Origin of the sequence: Roseivirga spongicola (assembly GCF_034376045.1) — a bacterium.
Classification (GTDB): domain Bacteria; phylum Bacteroidota; class Bacteroidia; order Cytophagales; family Cyclobacteriaceae; genus Roseivirga; species Roseivirga spongicola.
Map to the genome: position 1 here is coordinate 1,027,163 of NZ_CP139724.1, position 12,142 is coordinate 1,039,304.

General features: G+C 40.8%; 11 protein-coding genes. 6 read left to right on the forward strand and 5 right to left on the reverse strand.

The features are described 5' to 3' along the window. The first annotated feature begins 6 nt into the window (after window positions 1–6). The 3 genes from T7867_RS04675 to T7867_RS04685 are packed head-to-tail and all read left to right on the forward strand — an operon-like array spanning window position 7 to window position 1,919. Window positions 7–681, forward strand: a complete 675-nt coding sequence (locus T7867_RS04675) for a CAP domain-containing protein (RefSeq protein ID WP_157717498.1) — start codon at window positions 7–9, stop codon at window positions 679–681. Beyond that, on the forward strand, window positions 674–1,285 hold the full coding sequence (locus T7867_RS04680; protein WP_068216279.1) for a hypothetical protein: 612 nt from the start codon (window positions 674–676) through the stop codon (window positions 1,283–1,285). Before T7867_RS04675 ends, T7867_RS04680 begins: the two co-directional genes overlap by 8 nt. 40 nt (window positions 1,286–1,325) lie before the next feature. Continuing rightward, window positions 1,326–1,919: a hypothetical protein gene (locus T7867_RS04685; RefSeq protein ID WP_068216282.1), complete on the forward strand. Its 594-nt coding sequence runs from the start codon at window positions 1,326–1,328 to the stop codon at window positions 1,917–1,919. 144 nt (window positions 1,920–2,063) lie between these two features. Here T7867_RS04685 and T7867_RS04690 read toward each other — a convergent pair whose 3' ends face one another. From T7867_RS04690 to pdhA, 4 genes are all read right to left on the reverse strand, one after another. After that, entirely contained in the window at window positions 2,064–3,383 is a 1,320-nt protein-coding gene (locus tag T7867_RS04690; protein WP_068216284.1) for an aspartate kinase, read from the reverse strand. A gap of 11 nt (window positions 3,384–3,394) precedes the next feature. Continuing rightward, window positions 3,395–3,871, reverse strand: coding sequence for a 6,7-dimethyl-8-ribityllumazine synthase (gene ribH, locus T7867_RS04695; protein ID WP_068216287.1), 477 nt, complete (start codon window positions 3,869–3,871; stop codon window positions 3,395–3,397). 66 nt (window positions 3,872–3,937) lie between these two features. Continuing rightward, a complete protein-coding gene (locus T7867_RS04700) occupies window positions 3,938–4,621 on the reverse strand; it encodes a tetratricopeptide repeat protein (protein ID WP_068216289.1) in 684 nt (227 codons plus the stop codon). Between the two features lie 59 nt (window positions 4,622–4,680). Then, complete coding sequence (gene pdhA, locus T7867_RS04705) at window positions 4,681–5,712, reverse strand: pyruvate dehydrogenase (acetyl-transferring) E1 component subunit alpha (protein ID WP_068216291.1); 1,032 nt, start codon at window positions 5,710–5,712, stop codon at window positions 4,681–4,683. Between the two features lie 111 nt (window positions 5,713–5,823). On the opposite strand from pdhA, the gene recF reads away from it, so the two are divergent. The 3 genes from recF to T7867_RS04720 all read left to right on the forward strand — a co-directional run bounded on the left by recF (window position 5,824) and on the right by T7867_RS04720 (window position 9,938). Continuing rightward, entirely contained in the window at window positions 5,824–6,933 is a 1,110-nt protein-coding gene (recF, locus tag T7867_RS04710) for a DNA replication/repair protein RecF (RefSeq protein WP_068216293.1), read from the forward strand. 45 nt (window positions 6,934–6,978) lie between these two features. Then, window positions 6,979–7,464 (forward strand): DinB family protein, encoded by a 486-nt coding sequence (locus T7867_RS04715; RefSeq protein WP_068216295.1) that lies wholly within the window; start codon window positions 6,979–6,981, stop codon window positions 7,462–7,464. A gap of 311 nt (window positions 7,465–7,775) precedes the next feature. After that, on the forward strand, window positions 7,776–9,938 hold the full coding sequence (locus T7867_RS04720; RefSeq protein ID WP_157717499.1) for a carbohydrate binding family 9 domain-containing protein: 2,163 nt from the start codon (window positions 7,776–7,778) through the stop codon (window positions 9,936–9,938). A gap of 75 nt (window positions 9,939–10,013) precedes the next feature. Here T7867_RS04720 and recG read toward each other — a convergent pair whose 3' ends face one another. After that, window positions 10,014–12,107 (reverse strand): ATP-dependent DNA helicase RecG, encoded by a 2,094-nt coding sequence (gene recG / locus T7867_RS04725; RefSeq protein WP_068216299.1) that lies wholly within the window; start codon window positions 12,105–12,107, stop codon window positions 10,014–10,016. Between the last annotated feature and the right edge of the window lie 35 nt (window positions 12,108–12,142).

Below are 12,142 nucleotides of genomic sequence, written 5' to 3' on the forward strand. Positions count from 1 at the left end.
AAGCCTATGAAAACCGTCATTTTATTCTTAGTTACAGTTTTATTCGCCTTGTCATCGGCACCTAATGTTTATGCCCAAAGAAAGTGGAAAGATGATTACTATTCAGAATTGAACGATCAGAATTTTCGGGATTTCAAGCTTTTCAAAAAACAGTTAGACACCGACAAAATTGACTACCCTCTGCTTAGTGCTGCGCTGTTCTTTGTTACCAACGAAGCGCGCTTAGAGCAAGGCTTAACAGCCTTAGAATACCATTCTGGCTTAGAAACTATGGCATACAATCATTCTATAGCCATGGCCAAAGACAACTTCTTCGACCATAATAACCCAAAAGATAAAAAAAGAAAAACCCCCTCTCAACGGGCTAAACTAGCTGGAATATCTAATCCGAACATAGGTGAAAACATTCATGCCACAGGCGGAAGACAATTCGGCACGTATATTGAACTAGCAGATAGCATTGTGCAAAGTTGGATAGACTCTCCGCCACATAGAAAAACAATGTATTCGCAAGATGCACTTCAATTGGGTTGCGGAGTTTACTTTTACGACAAAAAGTGGCAAAACTATAAAGATGTATATAAACAAGGAAGAGGCTTCTGGATTGCCACTCAGAACTTTCAAATGTTCACAAAAATAAAGACTACATCGTCAAAGGATAAAGGACCTAAGAATGACTAAAAAAGTAATACTTGTCGCTTTACTTGCTGTTGGCTCATTTAGCTTACGGGCACAGCAATTATCTCCTACAGACAAGGCTGACCTCAATAGCACCATAGCTCAATTCATGAAGCATACAGAAAGCATGAATTTTGAAGGGATTGTAGACATGACCTACCCGAAGGTTTTCGATTTAGTAACGAAACAACAAATGCTCAGCCTGTTAAATGGCTTGAGCGGAATGGGGTTTGAGGTATCCTACGACTCTATTACTAATCAGGAGCCCATACTGGTGGCAAAAAATGATTCGGTAAAATATGCTTTAGTGAATTATTACTCTGAGATGGTGATGAAGATCACTAAGGAAGAAATGAAAACGAAAGAGTCAATAGATATACTCAAGTTATCGTTATTAAATACTGCAGGGGTAGAATCTATAGACTATGTGGAAGAAACCTCTTCCTTAATAGTTAAAGGGAACAAAAGGCTTTTGGCCATCAAAGATCAGGCTTATGACGATCAATGGTCGGCTATAGAGTTCGATGTAAACAATCCGGCTCTAAACGCCATGTTAGTTCCTACCCCAATTTTGACTGAAATTTCAGAGTTTATTAATAAAAACTAATTCTGCCCACTTCAGATTATTACAAACTAAAAGAGACAAAATGAAACAAGTTCTATTAATAGCTACCCTGGCGTTGATTACACTATCGGCCAATGCACAAAGTCTAAGCTCAAAAGACAATGCAGCCATAGACGCCAAAGTTGATCAGTTTTTAAAACTGATGGAAAAAAAGGATTACACCAAAGTGTTGGATTTCATGTATCCTCCAATCTTTGAGCATACCTCAAAAAAGGATATGTTCCAAATATTTGAAATGCTGGAGCAATCGGGTATTGAACTGAAATTCAAGAATACAGAGGTACTTAATAAGCAAGGACTAAAAACTATTAAAGACACTAAGTACGCGCTAATTAAGTATAGATTTGAGCTTGACTTACCACTCAATACTGATGAGTTGAGAGGCTACGCACCGCTTTTGGTACCAGTACTTCAAAGTAACTTTGGGAAGGAAAACGTTACTTACAATAAAAGCCAAAATCTAATCAATGCTAAAGGAGAGAAATTCTTGATGGCCATCAACGATCCGAAATACTCAGATTGGTTATTCCTAATTTACGACTCTAGCATGAGAACTGCTATTGAGAAGACCATTCCGGCTGAAGTAAATAACCAAGCCGCGGCCTTGGCCAGATAAAACTGTAGAAAATAAGCTCAATACAATAAGGCTGTCTCAAAAGCCGACAGTCATTCCAGACTCTTCCGATAAATCGGAAATGAAGTTATTCGAGCTGGGAATGACACAGATAATGGCTTCAGAGACAGCCTTATTTTCACGCATTTAAAGCCCAAACATATGCTCATTTAGCTTTTTAAGTGCATTCTCCTTATTGGAGCTATCTGTTAAAAGCGAAATGTTATGTCTACTACCTCCGTATGAAATCATGCGAATTGGAGTTTCTTCAAGCGCATCGAAAATTTTGGTTACAATACCCTTCTGTTCTGCCACAAAGTTACCCACTACACAAATGATAGTCTGAGCTTTATCAATTTCTACCTGCCCGAATTGACTCAGCTCTTTCACAATTTTGTCCAAGTGCTCATCTTCATCGATAGTTACAGAAACAGCCACCTCAGAAGTGGTAATCATATCGATTGGCGTTTTATACTTCTCAAAGATTTCGAATATTTTTCTCAAGAAACCATAGGCTAGAAGCATTCTGGTAGATTTTATCTTGATGGCAGTGATTCCATCTTTCGCGGCTATGGCTTTAACGTCTGCCGAAATGGTACCCTTACTTATTACCGTTCCTTTAGCTTCTGGCTGCATAGTATTCAGCAGTTTTACTGGGATACCATACTTCTGGGCGGGCCAAATAGAGGCCGGATGTAAGATTTTTGCACCAAAATAAGCGAGCTCGGCAGCCTCATCGAATGAAAGCTCTGCAATCGGATATGTCTTATCTACCACACGAGGGTCGTTATTGTGCATACCGTCTATGTCGGTCCAAATTTGCACATCGGTAGCCTTAATGGCAGCCCCAATCAAAGAAGCCGTGTAATCGCTACCACCTCTTTGCAAGTTGTCAATTTCACCCTTATGGTTCTTACAGATGTATCCTTGGGTAATGAACAAACCTTGGTTTCTGTTCTTCTCAAGAATAGCAGAAAGCTTTGCGCTAATAAAGTCTAAGTCTGGCTCATGGTCTTCATTGGTCTTCATAAACTCAAGCGCAGGAAGCAATTGAGCAGGAATACTTCTTTCTTGAAGGAGCAGAGTGAATAGCTTGGTAGACATTAGCTCTCCTTGAGCCAAAATATCTCTACTGAGGGCCTCATTAAAGGATATTTTGAGTGTGATTTTTAGAAACTCAAAATGCTCGGTGATTACCTCTGTAGCTTCATTTTTCTTCTCTTGTGTAGAAAAGAGGCTATCTATAAAATCATTGTAATGAGATCGGAGTGCATTTATCTTTTCAAGTGCTTCTTCCTTTTTGTCGGCCGCTAAAGACTCACCAATGCTCACTAGGCTATTGGTGGTACCAGAGAGGGCTGAGAGTACCACTATTTTAGATTGATCGTCTCTTGTAATGAGATCGGCAACGGAGTGCATGCGCTCAGGCCTGCCTACAGAAGTTCCTCCGAATTTGTATACCTGCATTGTTTACGGAATTAGAACCCTAACATTTTAATGGCTGTAATGGCTGCTTCATCACCTTTGTTGCCATGCTTTCCTCCAGCGCGATCGAGCGCTTGCTTTTGGGTGTTTGGGGTAAGTACACCAAAGATTACCGGCTTATTGAATTTTAGACCAACATTGGTGATGCCGTGCGCAACTGCATCGCAGATAAAATCGAAGTGCTTGGTTTCGCCTTGTACTACACATCCAATGCAGATTACTGCATCAATATCGTCTTGTGCTGCCATCCATTGAGCTCCTAAAGTCAATTCAAAACTGCCTGGCACACTCTTTCTAATAATGTTTTCTTTCTGTGCACCATGCTGAATTAAGGTACTATATGCACCATGATATAATGCTTCTGTTACCTCTTCGTTCCACTCAGAAACTACAACAGCAAATTTTCTTTCGCTGATGGGTGTAATATTCTTATCGCTGTACTCGCTTAAGTTTTTGTTGCTACTGGCCATAATATTTTGTGTATAAAAAAAGGTAAGACTATCGCCTTACCTTCTTCGTTAATGTTGTTTATAAAATTAACGTCCGGCAAGGACTTCTAATCTTGCTTTTTGTTTTCGCGCCTCGTTCACCTGAGTAGATTTAGCGTAATCGTTGATTATCTTATCTAATGATTCAATAGCTGAAGAAAGGTCAGAACCTTTCTCGTAAGCCAAAGATGCTTTCAATAAGTAACCAGGAGAGAAATATTGATCATCTACAGTATTGGCAGCCTTCTCGTAATTATCTGCAGCATCAGAGAAGTTACCTAGCTCCAAATATGCATCGCCAATAAGGCTGTAAGCTCTACCCTGAACCAAAATTTCTGAAGTTGAGAAATCTTCTAGGTAATCAATGGCTTGCTCATACTGTCTTTGCTTTAAGTAAGAAGCACCAGCATAGAAGCTAGCTAAGTTAGCTACTTCAGTTCCGCCATAAATATCGATAATGTCAATAAAACCAAGGTTTCTACCATCGCCCATCAATGCAAATTCAAGACTATCATTCTCATAATAATACTGAGCCTGAAAAATCTCGTTCTGAGCATCTATGTTTCTTTGGTCTTTTCTGTAGTCTAAAAAGAACAGTCCACTAGCAACAACAAGCACAATAAGGCCTACAATTGCACCAATAAAACCGATTGGTCCAACTTCGTTCTTGAACTTTTCAATCGCGCTGCTGTCTTTGCTGTTTCTTTCTTCTGAAGAATTATTCTCCGCCATCTCTCTCAAAAATTAGGTCGCAAATATAAAGAAATTGTTGTAAAACAAAGGGTTAAAACCTATTCAGTGATAAATGGATAGTCTTCCTGAACATAAACGTCTTTGTAAGCTTCAGAAGCATCAGGGTAAGGAGACTCTTCTGCGAACTTCACGCACTCCATTACTTCGTCCTTAATTTTCTTATCTGTAGCTTTCAATTCCTCTTCAGTAGCCCACTTATTTTCTAAAATCTTAGACTTCACGTATTCAATAGGGTCTCTATCTTTATAGTCTTGAAGCTCTTCTTTAGTTCTATACTTTGCAGGATCGGACATTGAGTGTCCTTTATATCTGTAAGTTCTGAACTCCAACAAAGTAGGGCCATCACCTCTTCTTGCTCTGTCTGCTGCCTCTTCTACTGCAACGTGAACGTTTTCAGGATTCATGGCATCTACAGGAGCAGAAGGCATATCGTAAGACTCACCTAAGGTATGCAGCTCCGTTACGTTTGAAGTTCTCTGAACTGAAGTACCCATGGCGTAACCATTGTTCTCAATAACAAAGATTACTGGTAGTTTCCACAACATAGCCATGTTAAGTGCTTCGTGGAAGGCACCTTGACGAACAGCACCGTCTCCCATCATACAGATACACAGGTTGTCGGTTTTGTTATACTTCTCAGCGAAGGCAATTCCAGCACCTAATGGCACCTGGCCACCAACAATTCCATGACCTCCAAAGAAACCCTTCTCTCTGTCGAACATGTGCATTGAGCCACCTTTACCCTTAGAGATACCAGTGGCTTTGGCCATTAATTCAGCCATTACAGCCTTAGGATCAGAACCCAACGCCAATGGTTGACCGTGGTCTCTATAAGCGGTTATCCATTTATCACCTTCTTTCAAAGCGGTAACAGAACCACTTGAACAAGCTTCCTGACCAATATATAAGTGACAGAAACCTCTGATTTTCTGTTGACCATAAAGCTGACCAGCCTTCTCCTCAAACCTTCTTTGCAAAAGCATGTTCTCGTACCAGAACATATAGGTTTCTTTTGAAAACTTAGATTCTTTCTTAGCCTTAGCTTTTGTGCTTCCTTTTGCTGCTGCCATGTACTATTCTTTAAAAGGTAAAAACCTTTAATTTTCAATTGTTTAAATGGGACTGCGAAAATAAGACAAAAACGTTCAACTTTGAAATTAACTTCCGCTTTACGGTAGAAAATGCATCTCGAATCAGTCAGACTAATACAATACAAGAATTACAAACAAGCCCAAGTGAGCTTTTCACCTCAGGTGAATTGTTTTCTGGGTGAAAATGGTAGCGGCAAAACCAACCTGCTCGATGCCATCTTTTACCTCGCTTTTACCAAGAGTGCCGATCAGGCTCTAGACATGCAATGCATTTTTCACAATGAAGACTTCTTTTCCATTAAGGGTGAATTCAAAGTGGAAGAAAAGAAAAGAGTGGTGCTAGGCGCTTACCAGAAAGGAAAGAAGAAACAAATAAAACTAGATGACAAACCTTACAAAAAGGTAAGCGAGCATATTGGCAAATTTCCCACTGTGTTGATTGCTCCTAACGATACAGACGTAATAAGAGGCGCAAGTGAAGACAGGAGAAAGTTTTTCGATGCTATTATTTCTCAGGTAGATCAGGGTTACCTCAACAACCTCATTGCATATAATCATGTGCTGAAACAGCGGAATAGTTTACTGAAACAGTTTGCAGAACAAGACCGGTTTGATTCAGATTTACTAGAGCCCTTTACCGAAAAGTTGGTTGAGCTAGGAACAAAAGTTCATGAAGTAAGAAGTAGCTTCATAGAGTCATTCAAGCCACTTTTAATGGAGCATTACTCCAAACTAAGTAGTGAAAAAGAGTTGATCGGAATTGAATATGAGTCGGACTTTGCTGAAGGAATTGAAGGCAAAATGCAAAGTTCTTTAAAAAAGGACTTAATACTGAAACGAACCAACAAGGGAATTCACAAAGATGAATTCGTATTCATTATGGATGATGTGCCCGTAAAAAAGTTTGGGTCGCAAGGCCAACAAAAGTCTTATCTCATAGCTCTGAAGCTAGCCAACTTCGACTTTCTAAAAAATCAGTTAGGTGTAAAACCAATCCTTCTACTCGATGATATTTTCGATAAGCTAGATGATCAGCGCATTGAAAAACTGATGCAAATGGTGGCCTCAGATGCTTTTGGACAAATTTTCGTAACAGACGCCCGACCAGAACGCTCTATTTCAATTTTTGAGAAGATTGATCAGGAGCATAGGTACTTTCATATTAATAATGGTCAGATTCAGGCTAGGGAAACAAAATAGGTAAGCTGTTACGTATATTAAGTTTGTACCCAAAAACTCAACAATATGAAAAACTCAAACAAACTAATGAGCGCATTTTTAGCGCTGATTTTTATTGCTTCTACTGCCAATGCAAACGAAGGTGGCTACGATTGGCTAAAACAGAGACTAGATGCTTCTAAGGCTTACACGGTTGCGGTGTTGGAGGCCATGCCAGAAGATGACTATTCATTTAAACCGAATGATGACCAAAGAACTTTTGCGGCTCAGGCCTATCACATTGTTTATAGTATAGACTATTTCCACAGGGCCTTAAGCAATGGTGGCAATGCTCAGTGGGCTCCTGGCGATGAAAACTCTAAGTCTAAGAAGGAGCTAATAGAGTGGGCAAATGCCAAGTTCGATGAAATCAATAAGTTCATACTAGAACAAGAGTCTAATGATGGCTTAACAGCAGGTGTGGTTTCTTATTTAGATCACAACTCACACCATAGAGGGCAAATTGTAACTTATTTAAGAATGAAAGGAATAGCTCCTCCACAATACAGATAACCCCTCCACCCCGAAGCTCAGGGGCGTATATTTCTTCCAAACTAAAGGGAGAGTTAGTTCTCTAATCAGTCTGCTTTATTAATAGAGGTGAGGGTAAGCTCTTTAACTCTCAAAAAAAGCCAGATTTACTGACTCTTCCGTAGGGAGCTTCCTGCTCAAAAACTTCGGGGCAAACTAAGAAATCATAAACTTTTGACCTTATGGCCATCCATTCTTCTCACTCATTGAACGTTTTTATTTTTGAAATGATAATTATGAAAGTGGTTACCTATTTTAGTAGCAAAATTTTTTAAGCTTTAATTTTTAGTAGGGTGAATCTCAAACTTTTACTGGCACTATCTTTTTGTCTGGTTTTGTCTATATCGAAAGCACAAAACCCTGTGGTTTCTAACAAGACCGAAGTACCTCCCCAAATTGATGGGGTTTTAGATGACGAGGTTTGGAAAAACAGTCCTCAAGTAACCGGCTACAAGACTTTTGTTCCAGACTTCGCTAAAGACATGCCTTATAAGACCATAGCCTATATGGCTCATGATGAGGATAATTTGTACTTCGCTTTCAAATGTTTTGACGATCCTACAGAAATCAAGACTTCCATAGCCGCCCGCGACAGAATTGGAGCAGACGACTGGATTTGCATTAACCTAGACTCTTTCAATAGCGGCCAGTCACTTTATGGCATTTACGTTAATCCAAGTGGGATTCAGATGGACACTCGATTTGCCGCAGGTAATGAGGATATTGGGCTTGACCTTATTTTCTACAGTGCCGCACAAATAGTTGATGATGGTTACGTAGTAGAGGTCAAGATTCCCTTCAAAAGTATTCGGTACAAGTCTAATGACGGTCAGGTAGAAATGGGAGTGATTTTCGAAAGAAGAATCAGTCGCTTTTCTACTCAAGGTACTTTCCCTCCTTTAGACCCAGATAAAGGATTTGCTTTTCTAACTCAGATGATGCCTCTGCAATATGATGGAGTCAAAAAGTCAAAACTGGTAGAAATTCTCCCTGCTGTAACCTATGGCGTCAATAAAACTCATGTTGATGGAGAATTTGTGAGAGAATCGAATTTTGAACCTAGCCTCACAACCAAGATTGGTATTACTTCCGATTTGGTTTTCGATGCTACCATAAACCCAGATTTTAGCCAAGTGGAGTCTGATGCTCAGCAGGTGGAAGTAAACCAACGTTTCCCTGTCAACTACCCAGAGAGAAGACCCTTCTTTTTGGAAGGTAATGAGAACTTCAACTTTGCTGGAACCGGAGGTTTTCAACCTATACAAATGGCTGTCAACTCTAGGTCTATAGTTACCCCTAAATTTGCCACCAAGCTCACTGGTAAAGTCGGAGATAAGAATATTATTTCAACGATTTATGCCTTAGATAGAGACGACCGAATTGACTCTGCTATTCCAGAGCTTTCTGATAACACGGCAGACGTTGCCGTGATGCGCTATATGAGATCTCTGACTCAAGATAGTTATGTTGGTTTGCTCGGCACTACTAGAAGACAAAATGGAGGAAGTAATAACGTATTTGGACTCGATGGTCAGTACAGATTTAAAGAGGCTTATCAGGTCTCAGGTCATTATTTGTACTCGGAGAACAATGCTGCATTGAATGGAGGCCACCTTAGTAATGCAGGTTCAATGTACCTTGGGTTATCTAAAAATACTCGCAGCTTCAATGGCTCATTTAGTATTTTAGATATTGGACAAGACTTTCAATCTGAAGTTGGCTATGTCACCAGAACGGGGATCAGCAGGGCTACACTGAGTTTAAACCCCAAGTTTTTCCCTAAGGGAGATGGTCTAATTAAGCGAATAGACCCTACATTATACACTTCTCTTACTAAAGATAAACCCAGTGGCTTGAATGAACATGTAATTTTCGTTCAGTTAGCGGCTACTTTGCCAAGGCAAACAAGGTTGGCGGTTAGTGTCGATAGGTCTTCCGAAATCTACTTAGGCCAGGAATTTAAAGATGGTAGTATCAGTTTAAATGCATCGAGCCAAATAACAAAAAGAACTTTTTTTAGGCTTAATTATGATTGGGATAATGGAATCTACTACCCAGCGGCAGAGCAAGGTTACGGAAAGCGAATTAGTGCAACTTTGAATATTCAGGCTTCGGATAAATTCAGCATGGATTTCACTCACCGGTTTGCCTCACTATACAGCGAAGCTACTGATGCCAAATACTATGACATCCACATTGCTCGAGGACGCTTAGTGTATCAAATGAACAAGTATCTGTTTTTCCGTGGAATTGCTCAATACAATAGCCTAAGCAAGGTTTTTAGTCCGAACTTCCTGGTGAGCTTCACCTATATTCCGGGCACTGTAGTACATCTTGGTTGGGGCTCAGTTTACGAGAAAGTTCGCTGGAATGGCACCGATTATGTGCCGAATGACCAATACCTCAACACTGCTCAAGGATTCTTCTTCAAAGCGAGCTACTTGTGGAGGTGGTAAAGGTCAATAATCAATTACGAATTAAGAATTACGAGCAGATCTCGTAATTCTTAATTGACCACTCTTAATTGAACATTAAGAAATCCTCCCCCAATTCACCGCAGTTTTTTTCAGTGAGTTGATATGTCTCAAAATGTTACGGTTCTGGTCAGCGCTTAGTTCTGGATCGGCCTCTAGAATGTCGCTGGCGGCATTTCGCGCAGCTTGAAGTAGTTTGGTGTCTTTAGAGATGTCAGCAATGAGTAGGTCTAGAACTCCGCTTTGTTGCGTTCCAGTGATGTCACCCGGACCTCGTAGTCTGAGGTCAACATCGGCAATTTCAAAACCGTTGTTAGTCTTTACCATAGTGTCAATTCTAATGCGGGCTTCCTTGCTCAGCTTATAGTCAGTCATCAGCACACAATACGATTGATCTGCTCCACGGCCAACTCGGCCGCGCAACTGGTGCAACTGTGCCAATCCGAAACGCTCCGCATTTTCAATGACCATTACCGAAGCATTCGGCACGTTTACACCCACTTCAATCACCGTGGTAGCCACCATAATCTGCGTTTCATGCTTCACAAAGCGCTGCATTTCAAAATCCTTGTCTTGCGGCTTCATTTTACCATGCACAATGCTGATGTGGTTGTCAGGGAAGGCTCTGGCTATACTTTCGTAACCATCCATCAGATCTTTTAGCTCAAGCTTTTCCGACTCTTCAATCAGCGGATACACCACATAAATTTGCCGACCCTTGGCAATTTCTTTCTTCATAAAGCCAAAAACAGAAAGTCTCTTTCCGTCATACTCATGAATGGTTTGAATTGGTTTTCGCCCTGCTGGCAACTCATCAATGATAGATACATCCAAGTCGCCATAAACCGTCATGGCCAAAGTGCGGGGAATTGGTGTGGCGGTCATCACCAGAATATGTGGGAACTGCGTGGCATTTTTCTTCCAAAGCTTGGCCCTTTGAGCCACCCCAAATCGATGTTGCTCATCAATAATGGCCAGACCCAAATTCTTGAACTGCACTTTGTCTTCTATCAAAGCGTGCGTTCCCACTAGAATCTGCAATGAGCCATCTTCTAGCGCCTCGTGAATTACTCTTCTTTCGGCAGTTTTAGAGGAGCCCGTCAGCTTAGCGATTTTAATACCGAGTAAATCGGCATACTCCTTCAATCCTTCATAATGCTGATCGGCCAGAATTTCCGTGGGAGCCATCATGGAAGCTTGTGCTCCCGAACTTACCACCAGCAACATACAGATAAAAGCCACAATGGTTTTACCAGAACCTACATCACCTTGCAGCAAGCGATTCATCTGCTTGCCAGACTTCATATCCTGATAAATCTCTCGGATTACTCGCTTCTGTGCATTTGTAAGGTCGAAAGGAAGGTGCTGATTATAGAACTCCGTGAGTAAAGACGAATCATTGAATACTTGACCCTTGAATTTATCGATTCGAGTCACCTTCATTTTCAGCAGCTTAAGCTGAATGAAGAAGAACTCTTCAAACTTCAACCTGAACTGTGCCTTTTGCAAAAGTTCTTGGTTGGATGGAAAGTGAATATGCCAGAGCGCGTATTTCTTCTCAATAAGGCTGAATTGCTGAAGTAGATTTTCAGGCAGCGTTTCATATATGTGCCCCTCGGCCTGCACAATTACCTGACGAATCATCTTAGAAATGGCCTTCGAGTCTATAAACTTGGCCTTCATTTTCTCAGAAGTGTGATACACTGGCTGAAGAAATCCGGCTTTATTGTTTTGGGTGGTTAATATCTCAATTTCTGGATGAGCAATATTTACTTTCCTTCCGAATACTGCTGGTTTGCCGAAAGCTACATAATCTACTCCTAGTTTCAACTTCTTGACCACCCACTGAATACCCTTGAACCAAACGAGCTCCATGGCTTGGGTATCATCTTCAAAACGAGCGACTAGCCTTTTCTTTCTGCCTTCGCCAACTGTTTCCATTTTGGTGATTCTTCCTTTGATCTGCACAAAAGGCATATCGGCATGAACACTTTCTATGGTGTGGAATTGGGTACGGTCTTCATACCGGAATGGATAATGCTGGATCAGGTCCCCATAGGTGAATAGCCCCATTTCCTTACCGATAAGGGCAGCTTTTTGCGGACCAACTCCTTTAAGAAACTCTATGCTTGTATCGAAGAACGCAGGCATCGGATGAAATTAATATAGAATGCTGATACCAATTC